Below are 18309 nucleotides of genomic sequence, written 5' to 3'. Positions count from 1 at the left end.
ATTCGCTGCTGCGTCAATGAAAGGGGACATATGGGGAATGATTGCAAAAAAAGACACAGCGTGATTCAACGCTGTGTCTTGGTCCTTACCCTACTCGTTCTTCTTCTCCGGCATTTGCTGGAATAACAGGTTAACGGAAAGGTTGCTGCCCGGTGAAGCGGTAAACAATATTTCTACGGTTTGCTCACGCTCCCCGTTGCGGAACAGTACGGCACTGTCATTCGGCGCATTGACCCCGCCGTTATTTGGCAAGTTGATAATGCTACCATTCACCATAATGGAGCCGGAATAGAAGCCCCCCCGCGGATTGAAGGTAATCAACGTATTCGGAGCCACACGGTGAAGTCTTATTTTGTAGAGCACTCCGAAATTCCCGGCATTCATCCGGTACTCCCCGGTAGGTCCATCATGACCAATCAAGAACGGGTCACTGGAGTTATCACCGATGAGCAATCTCGAAGGCGTCTCGCCAACTAGACCGGCATAATCAATATTTCGGTTGGCTTCCATATACGTACCACGGTTATGAATATCAGGTGCTAGCGCGCTGAGGTAAGGCAAAGTTTTAAATGGATCTTGATCCTTATCTATCATGATCACCGTATAATTCAGGGTATGATCGCTGTACATATCGGCAAACAATGAGATTACGTCGCCTTGCTTCATGGCTGTAGCACTCAACTCATTTAAGATGATTTTGCTCTCACCCGGTGCGAACCAGGTATCTTTATACTTGCTACCTGTCTGCATCGATTCGAAATAACGCTGTACTGAAGCTTTACCCGCGGCCGTGGCGTAGATGCTTGGGCCACCAAAGCCAAAGTTACTTTGCGTCAAACGAGCAGTAGCATCATTGTTATTCGTTGCAATAACATACATTTTTACCGGTTTGCCTGTGGCGTTGACGTGATGAATCATAAAGCGCGTATCACCAATCGCCGTTTCACGATACACAACGCCTTTGGAATATACCGTTTCCGGGCTATTACTGCGAATCAGGGTTACGTCTTCCGAGCTATATGAATACTTCACTCGTTCCCAGCTTGGCACCTGTGTTCCCTCAAAGGTATATTTCTCGCCAACCGGAATAAACAACTTGTTGAATTCATCCCTCGTATAAAGTGTTTCATTTGTAATCGTAATCGTCTTCTCATAGGTCGAATACAATCCAAATTGGTTTACAACCTTCAAGCGAATGGTCATGGTTCCCGGCGTAAAGAAAGCCCATTCCTGGTTTTCCCAATAACGCTCGGTAATGCCAACCTCATCGGTACTAAGATCCGTATAGGTGATCAGTTCACCCATTTTATACGTATCTTTATCCGTCGTGAAGTTTGCCACCGGCGGTGTATGAGGTTTGTTCACTCGTATTGTTAATGAGTATGGATTACTCCATTGACCACTGGAGTCCTGCACCCGGTAAGTAACTGTGTAATTACCCGGAGTTTCAAAGATCTCCTGACGCCCGATCCACTCTTCGTTCACAATCTCCAACCCGATTGGAGAAGTAGCCGTCGTAAGGTATTGTACCTGTGTCTCTCCGGCGACGACTTCTTTATTACCAATTGTAAAAGAAGCCTCTGGCAGTGTGGACAAATTAACGATGACTTTTTTCCCTACCGCATCATACGAATAGGAGATATTCAAAGCCTTGGTAATTGCCGTTAACGGCACCATAAAATTGTTCTTCGCCGAATATGATTTCCCTCTCATGGTTTGTGTCACACCGTTGACTTTGTAGCTAGTGGTATCTAATTTAAAGCGAAGTTCATCTGTTCCCCGCTTAATAATCGTTTCTTTGGTGGAATTATCGAATGAAAGCTGAAATCCCGCGCGCTCAACAATAGCACGAATGGAGATGTAAGATACCCCGTCCTTGACTTCCATCGGATGACCCGCAAGATACTCCTTGCCGTTCTGGTACATCTTGTTGCTGTTCACCATAAGGACTAGTTGGCCGGAGCCGCTTGTACTATTTTCAGTCTGATTGTTAGGTACTACAGGTGGAAGCACTACTTCGCCTTCCACTGTTCCTTGCTCGGTTTCACCTGTTACCGTTTCGCCTTCGTTTTCCCCATTTACGTCAGCGTTAGGATCAGTAATAGTCTCTCCTGACTGTACTTCATTGGTAACCTCTTGCTCTGTCCCTTCTTGATTCAAGACACCGGCTTCTGTTCCTTGATCGGTTATATGAACCTCCGGCTGGTTCTCCTGGCCCAATTCCTCCGCACTTGCCGGAAGAACCATGGCGACTTGCGATGCTGCCAAAATCGTGGTGATTAATAATCTCCTAAAATTCATTCTTAAACTCCCTTTGCTCTCCCATTTTGTATATCCACTTTACTCACAATGTATTAAACGCAGGTAAACTCGAAAAGTTTCTAGCTTAGCCGACATTAATCACGTGAATTCCCCAATTTATTTAATAAGCCCTTCTATGGGCCATAAGACAGGCGTCATAATTAAAGGGGGCGCCCTTAAATCATCTTGCGATGATTATTCGGGGCACCCCTAATTAAGCTATATAAGCTGAACTTATGTTTACGCAAAGAAGCAGACGAGATCCACTCAATTCGTAGTTAAGCTGACTGGCAGAACGCCCTGCGGTTGCAAGCGGCCAACGAGCACTTCGGCAACGGCATCCAGCGCTGGCGGCCGATTCTCATACAAACACAAATAGGTACCCACCTCAGGAAATGCCCGTAGATCATAGGGATTACGGGTGGAAACGACAACGATTCGCTTGTCGCCAGCTTGCTGTATTAATCTCTGTACCAGGGTTTGTTGCCCCTGGTCAAGTTCTCCTACCGCCGTATAGGTAGCTACAACGATTTGCGTGAATGACGCGCTCCGCTCCAATACGGCAGCGATCTCTGGCTCGGAAGCCCGCACGCCGATGACCGCCACCTCTACCTGACGATGGAGTTGCTCCAAAGCCTCTGCCAGCGTATAAGTGTACACCGCCGGTTCATCGACCTCGGTTGTATGCCGCAGCTCTGGCCAGACCACCAGAACCGGTTCATCCAGCCGAATCGGCAGGCTTCCCTCGTCACGCGCCAGCGTGACGCTTCCCTCTGCCGCGCGGCGCAAAATATCCCCGCTCTCGTCTTCCGGCGTCAACGGGATGGTTACCGCTGGCGGAGTGGCCCCCAAGGGCAGCGAGTTTCTCAGCCGCTGCTGCTTTAAGGTCAGAACACGCTCGACTGAGCGGTCGATATGCTCCTCGCTGATTCTCCCGCTGCGTACGGCTGCGGTCACCGCTTCAATTGCAGCGATCTGGTCCGCCAGCGTATGGCTCACCAGCACCAGGTCAGCTCCCGCTTCAATCGCCCTTACCGCTCCTTCTCCCACACCAAAATGGCGGGCGATCGCCTGCATTTCCAGACAGTCGGTCACGACCACTCCATCGTAACCAAGTTCACCACGTAATAGATCTGTTAGAACCCGCCGAGACAGGGTAGCCGGAACCTCTTCCGGCTCAAAGGCCGGGAAGATGACGTGAGCCGTCATAATGGCGTCTACTCCCGCCTCAATAGCGGCACGGAACGGCAGCAATTCCACCTGCTGTAGCCGCCTCCGATCATGGGGAACGCTAGCCAAGCCCAAATGGGAATCGACATCCGTATCACCATGGCCGGGAAAATGCTTGGCCGTGGCAATTACGCCTTCACGCTGATACCCGTGAATGGCCGCCGTGCCATGAGCCGCCACCTGCTCCGGGTTCTCCCCAAACGAGCGAACGCCAATGACCGGGTTCGCCGGGTTATTGTTGACATCGACACACGGCGCAAAGTTGAAGTTAATGCCCAAGGCCAGCATTTCCCTTGCCGCCAGGACGGCAACCTCTTCCGTTAACGCCGGGTTATTTGTCGCTCCCAGGGCCATATTGCCAGGAATCCGGCTCATCCCCTCGTGATCCAGCCGTGCAACCATGCCCCCTTCCTGATCTATAGAGATGAAGAGGGGCACCTCCTGGTGACGACGAGGAAGCTGTTGCAAACTCTGCGATAAATCAGCAAGCTGGGCTACAGATTGAATATTGCGCCGGAAATAAACGATCCCCCCTACATGATAACGCTGCACCAAAGTCTGAATTTGCTCGTCGGGCTCCAGGCTGTGGAACCCGCAAATAAATAACTGTCCGAGCTTCTCTTCCAGACTCCATTCCGTCAAATTCACTTATACTCCTCCTCTCCTTCAGGATACGCTCGTTTCCTTAAGCCGAAAGTCCGACGGGGTCATCCCCGTATACTTCTGAAAGACCTTGGTGAAATAGCGGCGTTCCTGATAGCCGATTGAACTGCTAATTTGCGCGATGGAGCGCTCGCTGCTGCGCAGCAGGCATTTAGCCATCTCCATACGTTGCTTCGTTAAATACTCCACAAAAGTTTCCCCGAAATGATTCTTGAACAATAGGCAAAAGTAGCTGCTGCTAATTCCTAAATAATCGGCAATATCCTCGATTCCGAAATCATCGCCCAAGTGGTTTTGAATATAATTTTGCGCCGACATCATCAATAGTTCAGATGTCTTCTTGGCGGAAAGAGAGCTTCGCGATTGGTCTATGAGCGATACAATCAGGGACAGAAGCTCCTGAATATCCAGAGGGTGCTGCAGCTTTTGCCATAATACCGCCTCCTGCTCTCCGGACAGCATCTGCAACTCACGCATCTCCCTCAGTAAATGAATCAGCAAATAATGAAGCAACTTCTCTGCCGCCCCTGCCCGCTGCTCTTCCAAATAACCGACATAAGTCTTTAGTTCTGAGGCAATATGCTCAAGCGCTTCATGGTTACCGCCCCGAAGTGCGGTCCCAAGCTGCTCAATCCACCCCCACTGGGCTTCCGTTCGACTTGATTCCGAAGGATATTCGTCCATCCCTTGCACCTTGGCTTCCACGAGCCAATCCTGCCCTTTGTTTAGTATCAATTTCCGCCTTAATTGATGATAGACCGTGGACAACTCCTGCAAAGGATGAAGCTCGGATTCCAGACAGATGCGAACCGGAAAGTCTTCCTTATCCCGAACTACCCGTTGTATCCGCTCATAACCCGGGTATAGCAGTTCCTTGGCTATAGGTTCATCTCCGGGCTGCATGGTAAATACGAGACACCACTCGCCCTCCCTGATTTGCAATACCGTCATACCTGGAAGCAGCTCCCCGAATAGCTCTCTGAGCGCATGCCTGATATGCAGATTCCACGCCTTCCGCTCATGAAGCGTCCAATTGATGGAACGATGGGAATACCCCTCCAGATCGAGGAGCAGCATGGCGTAAGAAGGACGGATAACTACGCCCTCCTCTTCCTCCCACAGCAGGTCCTCCTGGTCGGTCTCCTGACCCAGTAAGGAATGAAGCAGAAAGTTCTCGTTAGCCAAATCAACCACTTGATTCAACCGCCGCTCCTTATTAAGCGTTTTACGTTTTTCCCGAATTTGCCGGGCAATACCTCGTACGGTGTCCTCAAGCTCCACATAATTGATGGGCTTGCATATGTAGTCCTTGACGCCGTATCTTATCGCCGTGCGTGCATACTCGAATTCCTGATAGCCGGTCAGCAACAGGAACTCACAGGATATATCCCGTTCTCTTACTTGCTGCAACAGCATGATTCCATCCATAATCGGCATACGAATATCGCTTAAGATCAAATCGGGGCGATGCTCGGAAGCTGCTTCCAGTGCATCCCTCCCGTTCCTCGCCAAACCAACGATTTCAAACCCCATATCTTCCCACGGCAACACTTTGGAAAGGTTGCTCAGGATATGAATCTCATCGTCAACCAATAGCGCCTTCAATCTCACCCGGATCACCCGCCCCATATCTAGGTATCACACATTGTATTATCGTTCCCTGCCCCGGCTGTGAACAAATAAACAAACCATATTTCGCCCCATATTGAAATCTCAGCCGATCGTAGACACTGCGAAGCCCAAGGCCTCGCCGTTCATGACTAGGGTATGCCGCTACCGGCCCTTCTGCCGGATCCTCCAGCTCAGCATATTGAATGCTGGCCAACTGCTCGTTGGTCATCCCTATGCCGTTATCCTCGACCCGCAGCAGAATTTGCTGCGGCGTAAGCCTTCCCGTAACTGTAATTCGCCCTTTATAGTCAATCCCTTCAAAGCCATGTTGAATAGAGTTCTCCACCAATGGCTGAAGAGTCAGCTTAAGCAGCAGGCAATCCATCATTTCAGCCGGAACATCTAGTTCATAGTCAAACAAATCATCGAAGCGGAATTTCTGAATTTCCAGATAGTTGCGTAAATGCTCCACTTCCAGCCGCAGCTTGATCTCTTCCTTATCCTGAATACTAATTCGCAAAATGCTAGCAAGACGCAATACCATTTCGCTCACCTTGCGTCCTTCATTTTGCACCGCCAGCACATTAATGGATTCCAGGGTATTGAACAGAAAATGCGGCTTGATCTGTGCTTGCAGTACCCGCAGCTCCGCGTTCGCCTTTTGCAATTGCTCTCGCTTAACCTGCTCGAACAGTTCATTAATTTTATCCATCTGGTTATTGAAGCCCTTCTGCAGCAGCAGTAGTTCGTCATCGCCCTTCTCATCCACTCTCGCGCCCAGATCACCGCTTTCGACCTTACGCATGAAGCGGACAATCACGCCGATTGTCCCGGTAATTCGGTTCATAAATATAAAGTTGAACAGCATCGCCGTCAGCACACAAATACAGATGATAGCTACGAACCATTTGGCAAAGGTCGTAACCTCCTGCGACAAATAATTCCATGAAGTAATGGATACCAGGCTCCACGAGAAATCCTGCAACTTATAAATAGAGACTACACTTTCCTGGCCGTTAAACTTGCTCTTGAAGCTTCGATAAGCTTGACCGGACTGCCACTCTTTAGGCATATAAGTACCTATCTGCTGCCCGTCCAATTCCTCCTGATAGTCGTATAAAATCAGTCCGTTATCGTTGACCAGCATAAAGCGGGTATCCCGCATGTTGCTGCCCAGCTTCAAATTTGTGAAAATCTTCTCAAGCTCCCAGTTCTTAATCTGCACCACCAGTACGCCAACCCGTTCAAGATTACTTAGCTCCTTGATCAAACGAATTTGAGTAAATACATTGTCCGATCCGGTCAACTCGGGATATTCGTGTGGAGCAATCCACTTCGGCTGACCATTCAGCGACATAACCTCATTGTACAAAGGATGCTCACGAAATTGCTCATAAGGCAATGTCTCGAAATTTTCCTTATTGAAAATGGCTGTCACATTCGACTTCCGTCCCCCGTGGATATTGTACAGGAAAGCGTAATCAATAGCCGGGTGGCTATAGAGCAGGGAGCGGAAGTTCTTCTGATTGGCATTCAGCTCAAGCTGTGTGGTTGCCGTCAAGTCCTGACTATCAGGGTCCTTGGCGGATAGTGCAGCCTGAAACACTCCCTTGGCAATCCCGTTATCCGTCACATTATCCATCTCTTGAAATACATTCTTGATGCTATATCCAATCGACTTGAGCGAATACTGCGTCTGCTGACTGTATTTCGTTTCAATTGAACGAAATGTAACAAAGAAGGTAATAATACCCAGGATGAACAAAGGAATGATGACCAGGCCCAGAAAAGCGGTGAATAATTTAATCCGCAGGTTCAATGGCAGCAGCTCCCCATAGGTTGTAACTCCATTTTACCACGATGCCGCTACCCTTTTACGCTGCCCGCCGTCACACCTTCAATAATTTTTTCTTGCAATATCGCGTAGATCACCATGACCGGGACCACGCTAAAGACGATTCCCGCAGACATTTGGGCATAGTTGGTGTTGTAAGCATCCCGGAAGCCGACCATACCGACCGGGAGCGTACGTAGCTCATCATCGGACAGAAAATAATTGGCCAGCAGGAATTCATTCCAGTTGCCCAGGAAATTAATGATAAACACCGTGACAATCGCTGGAACCGTGAGTGGAATCATGATACGGACAAACACCCCTGCCGAGCCAAGCCCATCCATGACGGCTGCCTCCTCGATCTCGCCGGGAATGGAGCGCATAAAGGCCGCCAGTATAATCACAGAGAAAGGGATGGCGTTCGCCACATAAGGCAATATCAGTGCCATATGCGTATCCAGCACGCCCAGCTTGCTCATAATGCCGTAAATTGGTAAAAGCAAGGAATTGTTCGGAATCAGCATCCCAAGCAATACAAGTTGGAAGACGATGGCACTGATTCGGCCATACCGCATTCTTGTGACTGCGAACGCCAGCATCGCCGCCAGCAAGATCGACAGACATGCGGATAATACCCCAATATATAAACTGTTAAAAAAGTAGGTGCTGATTCGCGCGTTCACCCACGCATTAACGTAATTATCAAAAATAATGGACGAGGGCAAGCCAAACGGATTGGAGGCAATCGCCTGGTTATTTGTCTTGACTGACGAGAATAGCACAAACAGAAAAGGATAGAGAATAACGAGTAAATAAGCCATCAGAAATAGATGCGGGATTGTCTTCTTCAGCGCTCTCATCAGTATTCAATCCTTTCCGTCCGTCGTGCCACAACCACCTGATACACTACGGTAATAATGATGGTGAATAAGAAGATCAGCACAGCAATCGCATTGCCGAAGCCATGCCGGAAGCTTGTGATAGCATACCTGATCATATAGGTCGCCATGACATCCGTGGAACCTGCCGGTCCCCCCTTGGTCATAACCAATACGATATCCGCTGCTTTCATCGCTCCAGCCATGGACAGCATAATGACCACCGAGATGATTGGCATAATCAGTGGTATTGTTATTTTCCAAGCCCGCTGGATACCATTGGCTCCATCAATGGCTGCCGCTTCATCCAGTTCCCGTGGAATGGATAAGATCGCCGCCAGTACCATTACGATATAAAATCCGGTCCATTGCCAGGCGTTTGTAATCAGAATGGCGATCATAGCCCAATTCTTGTCGGAAAGCCAATAGATCGGAGAAATACCAAAAATGCCAAGCACTTCATTCATCAAGCCAAAATCGGGGTTGTAAATAAACCCCCATAAAATACCGATAACCGCCGTAGACATAATGGATGGCATAAACACAGCCGTCTTATATAAGCCTTTGAATTTCTTCACATTAGCAATCAGCAAGGAGAAGAAAATAATCAAGGGCACCTGAATTAAGCAAGAAAATAAAATGAAATAAACATTATTGCGCACCGACTTCCAGAAGGCTACATCTTGAAAAGCCATGACGTAATTGTCCAGGCCAATGTAGGTGACGTTCTTGGAGATCCCATTCCAACTGGTGAAGCCGTTATTAATTGCCGTAAATATCGGATAAATGAAAAATGCCAGAAACAATATAAATGCCGGAAGAACAAACAAGCTATAAATTAACGGGTTCCTGAGCGCTTTGTTCATGCCATAACCTCCGTGGTTGGAAGTAAGGGCGCCCCCGCTTGTGGCAGGCGACGCCCTCGCTTCAATTCATCAATGTAATTACTTTATTCCCCTGCCGCATTGGCAGCTTCTTGAGCTGCTTGCACATTCTCCAGCATCTTGGCCGGCTCGATTTCACCGCCGATGATTTGTTGAATACCCATGCTAAGCGCTGTATTCACTTCGGCTTGCACCAGAGCATCAAATGCTGGGAAGGAGGTGCTGATTTCACTGACACCCTTGAAGATATCCTGCATGAGCGGATCATCCGATGCGGTCTTCATTTGCTCGAGATCCATCTTCATTGCTGGCAACACGCCATCTTCCTTCAGTCCACGCAATTGCATTTCTTCGGTCCACATATTTTTGATGAATTCCTTAACTGCTGCAAGCTTACGCGGATCTTCTGACACGGCATTTGAGAATCCGTACCCGTTGTTAGCATCTTGCATGACTACAACAGGGTCTCCTGCGTTAACTGGAGGCATATTGAAATAACCAATCTTGCCTACCATATCACCAGCTTGCTCCGGATCGCGGAACACCGAGTTAGCCCAGGAACCGTCCATCATAATAATGGCTTCCCCTGTAATGATCTGGTTTCTCATATCGGCGTATTCAAAGCCCAGTTCGCCTTTCTTGTAATAGCCCTTTTCTACCCATTCCTTATGTTTGGCAATAGCCTGAACCATGCTATCGTCCGTCCATTTCGTTTGTCCTGTCTTGAAGCCATAAGTAATTTCCGGTCCGGCATAATAAGACCACAGGTTGTTAGTAGTCATTAACGGAATCCATGCATCCTTGGACGATTGTGCGAAAGGAATTTTGCCATCAGCCTTAATCTTCTCGGCAATTTGTTCCAGCTCGCTTAACGTTTTCGGAACGGTCAAGCCTTTTTGTTCGAAGTATTCTTTATTATAGAAATAGCCTTCAATCGATCCACCGATCGGTAAGCCATAAACCTTGCCTTCATTAGTAAAAGGGTCCAGCGTCGTAAATGTATCCTTAATGCCCAATTCTTCGATAATTGGCGTGAGGTCCAACATCAAGCCTTCCTTGGCGTAGAGCGCTGCATCCGGGCTACCGAATACATCGAACACTTCCGGTGGTTTACCAGCAGCCATTTCACCGCGCAGCTTTTCCTTACGGTTAACTTCGGAATCCACTGCATCCAGCTTGATCGTTAAGCCAGGTACAGCCGCTTCCGTCTGCTTCACAACATCTTCAAGCATCGCTAAGCGGAATTTCTTGGATTCCCCTACTTGTGTGTGGCGAATCGTAATTTCGAACGGATCATCCTTTGCCTGGTTCTCACCCGCCCCGCTGTTGTTCGTCGTCCCCTGGCCTTCGTTTGCAGGAGTATTATTCGCTTTGTTTCCAGAGTTTCCACAGCCCGCCAAAATCGCGGATGCGATGAAAACAAGAGACAGCAGCAGCACCAAACTCTTCTTCATGTTTCTAGACCCTCCTCAAAAGAACAATATATTGTAATACACCCTCATTATAGGAAGCGGAAGCGCCTTTGGTAAGGAGGACATTTTTCTATTAAGGGGATAATATCATCTAAAATGCAAAATGAAAACGGTTAAACCTAACATGTAAATGAAAGGTCTAACCGTCTGGTCTAAAAATATATAGTTTTATGTCAGGAAATATAACGCATTTATTTGTTAATTGCGGCTTGTTGCTCCCCTTCATGAATCAGTCGGTAAGCACGTTCCACTTCTTCATCCGTAGGAGAAGGTACTCCTTCAAGAGGGTAATCCCAACCTAATTCCTGCCACTTGTATACGCCCATTTGGTGGTAAGGCAAAATTTCAAATTTGTCCACACCACGAAGACTTCCAATAAAATGTCCAAGCGCAAGCAAATCCTGCTCGTCATCATGAATACCAGGCACGTATACATGACGAATCCACATGTGATGGTCGTGATCTGACAACCAATGTGCCATTTTCAACATCCGGTCATTGGGCTTACCCGTCAGCTTGATGTGCTTCTCATTATCAATATGCTTCAAATCCAGCAGCACCAGGTCAGTCACATCAAGTAAATCTTTAATCTTGTCCCCATCATTATAGCCATTGGTGTCCAGTGTAGTATGCAGATTCCAGCGCTTCTTCACTTCCCGGAACAATTCCGTGACGAAGGGGGCCTGTAACGTGGCCTCGCCTCCAGAAACCGTGAGTCCACCACCGGAAGTACGATAATAATTCAAATAAGGCTCGATCTCCGCCAATACTTCTTCAACGGTCATTTCGGTGCCTTCGGTCAGGCTCCACGTATCCGGATTATGACAGTATTGGCATTGCAACAAGCAGCCCTGCATAAAGAGCACGAAACGAATCCCTGGCCCATCTACCGTTCCGAATGTCTCCAATGAATGTATTCGACCTTTGAGCATTCTCCGTCACCCTCTCCATAATCATTCAAACAATAAGCAAATGAGGAGAAAGGCACGCCCGGCCATTCTCCTCATCCCTTTATTTGAACTATTTAACTGCCTGTCAACAGACAGGTTACTTACATTTTACCGTGGAATGTACGATTTACAACATCCAATTGTTGTTCGCGAGTCAGCTTGATGAAGTTAACCGCATAACCCGAGACACGGATTGTCAATTGCGGGTAGTTCTCAGGATGATCCATTGCGTCGAGCAATTGCTCACGGTTGAACACGTTGACGTTCAGATGATGCGCATGGCTACCGAAGTATCCGTCCATCATCGATACGAGGTTCGATTTACGAGAAACGTCATCTTTACCCAGTGCTTTTGGTACGATGGAGAAGGTGTTCGAAATGCCATCCAGACTGTGCTCGTAAGGCAGTTTTGCAACAGAGTTCAGGGAAGCAAGTGCACCCTTCTTGTCGCGGCCGTGCATTGGGTTAGCACCAGGAGCAAACGGTTCGCCCGCTTTACGTCCATCTGGTGTAGTTCCTGTCTTCTTACCATAAACAACGTTGGATGTAATTGTCAAGATCGATTGTGTTGGCATAGCATCACGGTACGTTGGATGTTTGCGAATCATGCCCATGAATTTCTCAACCAGATCAGCGGCAATCTTGTCAACGCGGTCGTCGTTGTTACCGTAGCAAGGATATTCGCCTTCAATTTCGAAGTCAACAGCGATTCCGTTTTCGTTACGGATTGGTTTAACTTTGGCATATTTGATCGCGCTCAGGGAGTCGGCTACAACCGACAGTCCAGCGATACCGCAAGCCATAGTACGCAGAATGTCGCGATCATGCAGCGCCATTTCGATGCGTTCGTAGTTGTATTTGTCATGCATGAAGTGAATGACATTCAGCGTATTGACATACAGCTTAGACAACCATTCCATCATTGGGACAAAACGTTTCATGACTTCATCATAGTCAAGGTATTCGGAAGTAACGGCTGGATATTCTGGAGCTACTTGCGAGCCGTATCTTTCGTCTTTACCACCGTTGATAGCGTACAACAGACATTTTGCCAGGTTCGCACGAGCGCCGAAGAATTGCATTTGTTTACCGATTCTCATAGCGGATACGCAGCAGGCAATACCATAGTCATCGCCGTATACCGGACGCATCAGATCGTCATTTTCGTATTGAATCGAGCTGGTTTCGATCGATACTTTAGCGCAATATTTCTTGAAAGCTTCTGGCAATTGTTCAGACCAGAGAACCGTAAGGTTAGGTTCTGGAGCAGCTCCCAGGTTGTCAAGTGTGTGCAGGAAGCGGAAGCTGTTCTTAGTTACACGGGTCACGCCTTGTACGGACATCCCGCCGATGGATTCAGTTACCCAAGTAGGGTCACCACTGTAAAGCTCGTTATATTCTGGAGTTCTCAAGAATTTGACGATACGCAATTTCATAACGAAGTGGTCAACCAGTTCTTGAGCTGATTCTTCAGTCAATACGCCTTCAGCCAAGTCGCGTTCAATGTAAGCGTCAAGGAACGAAGATACCCGTCCAAGGGACATTGCAGCACCATCTTGTTCTTTAACGGCAGCCAGGTAGCCGAAGTACAGCCATTGGAAAGCTTCCTTCGCATTGTTAGCTGGTCTGGAGATATCGAATCCGTACATTTCACCCAGTTGCTTCAACTCACCCAGAGCACGAATTTGCTCGGACAGTTCTTCACGTTGGCGAATGACTGCTTCGTTCATTACGTCTACTTCAAGCTCTTTAAGTTCTTGTTTCTTTTGCTCAATCAGGAAGTCTACGCCGTAAAGAGATACGCGGCGATAGTCACCAATGATGCGGCCACGGCCGTAAGCATCAGGCAAGCCTGTGATAATCCCTGTATGACGGGCATTTCTCATATCTGCAGTATAAGCGTCGAAAACGCCTTGGTTATGTGTTTTGCGAACATTAGTGTAGAGGTCTACAATTTCTTCCGGAAGCTCGAAGCCGTAAGCTTTACAAGCTGTAATAACCATCCGGACCCCACCGTTCGGACGAATCGTCCGTTGGAACGGAGCAGAACCTTGAACACCAACGATTTGCTCTTTCGCTTGATCAAGGTATCCAGGTGCATGGGAAGTAATGGTCGAAGGCGTATTTACGTCAACATCCAGTACACCGCCAGCATCTCTTTCTTGCTTGGACAAGCTCGATACGATATCCCACAGTGCTTTCGTGTTGGCAGTTGCGCCTTGCAAGAAAGCTTCGTCCCCATGGTAAGGCGTAATGTTCGTGTCAATGAAATCTTTCGTATTTACTTCATTCATCCACTTGCCGGGTTTAAACCCTCTCCATGCGACTTGCTCATTTTTAACTTCTTTTTCGATCACCGACATCTTTATTCCCTCCATATTATATAGTGGTCGCGGACTGAAGGATTTATTCCGCGCCTCATGATCCCTTAAAATTTGTGATACTTTTCACAACTTTTATAAAAATTGCGCCCGGATATCACTTCCGGGTCAGTCCGTCATAAATCTATGAGGGATCATTTATAATGTAATCATAGCTTAACTACCTATAAAAGATTGTGACAAATATCACATCAAGTGATATTTGTCACGTTTTTAGACAGCTCTGTTCACTTATTTTTCAAATCTTCCGTAGAAGGCATCGCGGTAGACTTCAGCCAGTTCAGTTACGAGTGGCAGCTTAGGGTTAGCTGTTGTACATTGGTCTTCAAATGCACGGTCTGCCAGGTAGTCAACACGTGATTCAAAATCCTTCGGATCAAATCCAAGCTCTTCGAAAGTCTCAGGAATGCCCAACTTGCTGTTCAGATCGCGGATAGCTTTGATCAGGCTCTTAACGCCCTCTTCCGTAGTCCGGGCAGGCAAGCCCAGAATGCGGGCGATCTCTGCATAACGCTCGTCAGCGATAAAGTTGGTGTACTTAGGCCAAGCGGCAAACTTAGTTGGCTTCTTGGCATTGTAGCGAATGACATGCGGCAGCAGAATCGCATTCGTGCGTCCATGAGCCGTATGATATTGTCCGCCCCATTTATGCGCCAAGCTGTGGTTAATACCCAGGAATGCATTCGAGAAGGCCATCCCGGCAATAGTCGAAGCATTATGCATTTTTTCGCGAGCCAGCTTATCTCCGGTCAAGGCCGATTGCTCCAGATATTCAAACACCAGTTGAATCGCCTTGATGGCCAGGCCGTCCGTATAGTCATTAGCCATTACAGACACGTAAGCTTCAATAGCATGTGTCAGTACGTCCATTCCTGTATCAGCAACGGCTGTTTTCGGCAAGCTATAGACAAATACAGGGTCGATGATAGCCACATCTGGTGTCAGCTCATAGTCAGCCAAAGGATATTTGGTGTTGCCATTAATTTTATCGGTAATTACAGCGAACGAAGTTACTTCGGAACCTGTACCGGATGTTGTAGGAATCGCTACAAACTTAGCTTTGCGTCCCAGCTTTGGATACTTGTAAAGACGTTTACGGATATCCAGGAATTTTTGCTTCAAATTGAAGAAGTCTTCATCCGGATATTCGTAGAACAGCCACATTCCTTTGGCAGCATCCATTGGGGAACCGCCGCCGAGAGCAATAATGCAGTCCGGTTGGAATCTTGCCATCATTTCAGTACCGCGTTCTACCGTTGTTGTCGATGGATCAGGCTCCACCTCAGAGAATACTTCAATTGCGACTGGCGTTTGACGTTGACGCAGGTAGTGCTCCAGTCTTTCTACATATCCGAGCTTCACCATCATTGGGTCAGTGACAATCAATACACGCGAGATGTCCGGCATTTTGGCAAGATACTGAGTCGAGTTCTTCTCAAAGTAAATTTTGCTTGGCACTTTAAACCATTGCATATTCACGGTACGACGATTCACCCTTTTCACATTGATCAGATTGACGGCTGTAACGTTCGACGATGTCGAGTTGCGTCCGTAAGATCCGCAGCCCAGTGTCAGCGACGGCAGGTTCGAGTTGTAGATGTCACCGATACCGCCTTGCGAGGAAGGCTGATTGACCAAGATCCGGCAGGTTGGCATCTGATCCGAGAAGCTTTGAATGATGTCTTCGTTATTCGAATGAATGACCGAAGAGTGACCCATACCTCCAAAATGAACGATTTCAAGTGCGCGTTCGATACCTTGCTCAGCATTTTTCACTTTGTAGCAAGCCAGCACGGGGCTCAACTTCTCGGCAGACAGCGGGAATTTTGTTCCCACGCCTTCGATTTCAGCTACGAGAATTTTAGTGCCTGCTGGTACGTCTATTCCGCACATTTCGGCAATTTTGCTGGCTGGTTGCCCAACGATGGCCGGGTTAACAGCACATTTCTCAGCAATGATAGCGCCTGCAGTCAATTTAGCTGCCTCATCCTTATTTACGAAGTAACAGCCGTTAGCGATCATTCTCTTCTTCACTTGATCAAAGATAGGCTCTTCAATAATAACCGCTTGTTCGGAAGCACAGATCATACCGTTATCGAATGTTTTGGAAAGGATCAGGTCGTTAACCGCTTGATTGATATCGGCACTCTTCTCAATGAAGCAAGGCACGTTACCAGGACCTACGCCAAGCGCCGGTTTGCCGCAGCTATATGCTGCCTTCACCATTGCAGAACCCCCGGTTGCCAAGATACAGGCTACATCAGGATGATTCATCAAAGCATTAGTACGGTCCATCGACGGATTTTCGATCCATTGAATGCAATCTGCAGGAGCGCCATGCTTCACCGCAGCTTCAAGCAATATTTTAGCAGCTTCCGCGCTACAAGCTTGGGCGGATGGATGGAAGCCGAAGATAATCGGGTTGCGTGTCTTGATGGCAATCAAGGCCTTAAAGATGGTCGTTGACGTTGGGTTGGTTACCGGGGTAATCCCCATAATAATTCCGACTGGCTCAGCAATCTTCTGGAAGCTGTCGAAATCATTGTCTTCGATGACGCCTACCGTTTTGTCGTACTTGATGCTGTGATAGATGTACTCAGTAGCAAACATGTTTTTGATGATTTTGTCTTCATAAACACCACGGCCCGTTTCTTCGATCGCTAGTTTGGCCAGATGCATGTGCTTGTCAAGTCCAGCCAGCGCCATAGCTTGTACAATGTTGTCAATTTGCTCCTGATTCATGCTCATAAATGCCTCAGATGCTTTTTTACCCTTGTTGATCAAAGTTTGAATGTAGTCCTCAGCAGTGGGTTGAGTTTTTGCTGCCACTTCGTTTTTAACGGCCATCTCTCTCATCCTCCTAAATTTGGTAAGGAAGTGCCTGCGATGTTGGAAGTTCTTTACATAGTGAAATTTTTCACTTGCAGGTCCGACCTTCGGAAGCTGGTGTGCTTCTCTTTATGGTTTGATCATATCACAGCCTTTTTCGTTTGTATAGTGAATTTTTTCACATACTTTAAAAAAGATGAAACTTTTCACTTGTTATGATTTTATTTTCATATATACTTTACATTATGTTGTTTTTAAACACCTGTTTGAGTGGCCTGCTTCTCCTGTTTCCCTAACCTTATTTTTATGGTTTAGATAACTGATGCATCTCATTTGATAAAGTGAATTTTCTCACAATGTTGAAATTTCGACACTTTTTCAGCCTTTACGGGCCCCAAAAATCAAAAGAAACGTTATATAATTAATTTAAAATTTTCAGAAAAATTTGGAGTACAAAGGGGAAATCAATGATGAGTGAAATTGTAAGTGCCACCCTGCCCCGCGGCAATACGAGCTGTTTCACAGAGCAAAACTTCAACCGCCTTCTAGTTACGATGAAAGACAAAGCATACCCTGAGGGAACGCATTTGTTTTGGGAAGGTGATTTTTCCGATAAACTGTTTTACATCAAGCGTGGCCGCGTCAAATTAACCAAATCCACCGATGAAGGCAAGGAATTGATTCTTTATATGTATGGCCGCGGTGATATGGTTGGGCAAGCCGACCCTTTCTTCAGCACGAAGCATAGCTTCACGGCCGAGGTCATCGAAGATTGTGAAATTGGCGTTATCGAGCAGAAGGATCTGGAGATTATGATCTGTCAGCACTGCGATTTTGCCATTGATTTTATGAAATGGATGGGCATTCACCACCGCCTGACGCAAACCAAGTTCCGTGATTTGATGATGTATGGCAAGCCCGGCGCGCTCTGCTCTACGCTGATTCGCCTTAGCAATACGTATGGCGAACCACATGGGGATACCATCTTGATTAACAAGAAGATAACGCATACAGATTTGTCCAATATGATCGGCGCTACGCGGGAAAGTGTGAACCGCATGTTAAGTGATCTTCGCAAGAAGGATGCATTGGAGTACGAGAACGGCATGATCGTGATCAAGGACCTCGTTATGTTGCAGGATATTTGCCACTGCGAATTGTGCCCCAATGAAATTTGCCGCATCTAATCGGCTGGCTTTGTATACGCCCTCAGCCCGTTAAAACCGTCCCCCCGGTCCGTTGGAGACGGTTTTTTGCTGCGTTATTAATCGGTCTT

Annotated in this window: 11 protein-coding genes; 1 reads left to right on the top strand and 10 read right to left on the bottom strand. The window is 47.4% G+C overall.

The genetic code is table 11. From position 1 onward, the window contains the following. Positions 1-90: 90 nt before the first annotated feature. The 10 genes from BN3279_RS16975 to adhE all read right to left on the bottom strand — a co-directional run bounded on the left by BN3279_RS16975 (position 91) and on the right by adhE (position 17051). A complete protein-coding gene (locus tag BN3279_RS16975) occupies positions 91-2301 on the bottom strand; it encodes a stalk domain-containing protein (protein WP_059052341.1) in 2211 nt (736 codons plus the stop codon). 267 nt (positions 2302-2568) lie between these two features. Beyond that, positions 2569-4179: a beta-N-acetylhexosaminidase gene (nagZ, locus tag BN3279_RS16970; protein WP_059052340.1), complete on the bottom strand. Its 1611-nt coding sequence runs from the start codon at positions 4177-4179 to the stop codon at positions 2569-2571. A gap of 18 nt (positions 4180-4197) precedes the next feature. After that, complete coding sequence (locus tag BN3279_RS16965) at positions 4198-5805, bottom strand: response regulator (RefSeq protein WP_059052339.1); 1608 nt, start codon at positions 5803-5805, stop codon at positions 4198-4200. Further along, positions 5780-7624, bottom strand: a complete 1845-nt coding sequence (locus tag BN3279_RS16960; protein WP_059052338.1) for a cache domain-containing sensor histidine kinase — start codon at positions 7622-7624, stop codon at positions 5780-5782. The genes BN3279_RS16965 and BN3279_RS16960 overlap by 26 nt, the downstream gene beginning before the upstream one ends. Positions 7625-7671: 47 nt before the next feature. Then, the gene (locus tag BN3279_RS16955; protein WP_059052337.1) at positions 7672-8499 is read right to left on the bottom strand and encodes a carbohydrate ABC transporter permease; all 828 of its coding nucleotides are present in this window, start codon (positions 8497-8499) and stop codon (positions 7672-7674) included. Continuing rightward, positions 8499-9383, bottom strand: coding sequence for a carbohydrate ABC transporter permease (locus BN3279_RS16950; protein ID WP_059052336.1), 885 nt, complete (start codon positions 9381-9383; stop codon positions 8499-8501). Before BN3279_RS16950 ends, BN3279_RS16955 begins: the two co-directional genes overlap by 1 nt. Before the next feature lie 83 nt (positions 9384-9466). After that, positions 9467-10855 carry an ABC transporter substrate-binding protein gene (locus BN3279_RS16945; protein WP_059052335.1) on the bottom strand — a complete coding sequence of 463 codons (1389 nt, stop codon included), beginning with the start codon at positions 10853-10855 and terminating at the stop codon, positions 9467-9469. A gap of 209 nt (positions 10856-11064) precedes the next feature. Beyond that, on the bottom strand, positions 11065-11805 hold the full coding sequence (gene pflA, locus BN3279_RS16940; RefSeq protein WP_059052334.1) for a pyruvate formate-lyase-activating protein: 741 nt from the start codon (positions 11803-11805) through the stop codon (positions 11065-11067). A 119-nt stretch (positions 11806-11924) separates the two neighbouring features. Beyond that, entirely contained in the window at positions 11925-14186 is a 2262-nt protein-coding gene (gene pflB, locus BN3279_RS16935; RefSeq protein ID WP_059052333.1) for a formate C-acetyltransferase, read from the bottom strand. Between the two features lie 249 nt (positions 14187-14435). Then, the gene (gene adhE, locus BN3279_RS16930) at positions 14436-17051 is read right to left on the bottom strand and encodes a bifunctional acetaldehyde-CoA/alcohol dehydrogenase (RefSeq protein WP_059052332.1); all 2616 of its coding nucleotides are present in this window, start codon (positions 17049-17051) and stop codon (positions 14436-14438) included. 452 nt (positions 17052-17503) lie between these two features. Between adhE and BN3279_RS16925 the strand changes: the two genes are divergently transcribed. Then, entirely contained in the window at positions 17504-18220 is a 717-nt protein-coding gene (locus BN3279_RS16925; RefSeq protein ID WP_059052331.1) for a Crp/Fnr family transcriptional regulator, read from the top strand. The last annotated feature ends 89 nt before the right edge of the window (positions 18221-18309 follow it).

Origin of the sequence: Paenibacillus senegalimassiliensis, assembly GCF_001486585.1 — a bacterium.
Classification (GTDB): Bacteria; Bacillota; Bacilli; order Paenibacillales; family Paenibacillaceae; genus Fontibacillus; species Fontibacillus senegalimassiliensis.
This window is presented reverse-complemented; position numbering and strand designations above follow the sequence as displayed.

Excerpts from the sequence above, each read along its gene's own strand:
- pflB (WP_059052333.1), bottom strand. The coding sequence starts at position 14,186 with ATGTCGGTGATCGAAAAAGAAGTTAAAAATGAGCAAGTCGCATGGAGA.
- BN3279_RS16955 (WP_059052337.1), bottom strand. The coding sequence starts at position 8,499 with ATGAGAGCGCTGAAGAAGACAATCCCGCATCTATTTCTGATGGCTTAT.
- BN3279_RS16975 (WP_059052341.1), bottom strand. The coding sequence starts at position 2,301 with ATGAATTTTAGGAGATTATTAATCACCACGATTTTGGCAGCATCGCAA.
- pflA (WP_059052334.1), bottom strand. The coding sequence starts at position 11,805 with ATGCTCAAAGGTCGAATACATTCATTGGAGACATTCGGAACGGTAGAT.
- BN3279_RS16945 (WP_059052335.1), bottom strand. The coding sequence starts at position 10,855 with ATGAAGAAGAGTTTGGTGCTGCTGCTGTCTCTTGTTTTCATCGCATCC.
- BN3279_RS16925 (WP_059052331.1), top strand. The coding sequence starts at position 17,504 with ATGAGTGAAATTGTAAGTGCCACCCTGCCCCGCGGCAATACGAGCTGT.
- BN3279_RS16950 (WP_059052336.1), bottom strand. The coding sequence starts at position 9,383 with ATGAACAAAGCGCTCAGGAACCCGTTAATTTATAGCTTGTTTGTTCTT.
- adhE (WP_059052332.1), bottom strand. The coding sequence starts at position 17,051 with ATGGCCGTTAAAAACGAAGTGGCAGCAAAAACTCAACCCACTGCTGAG.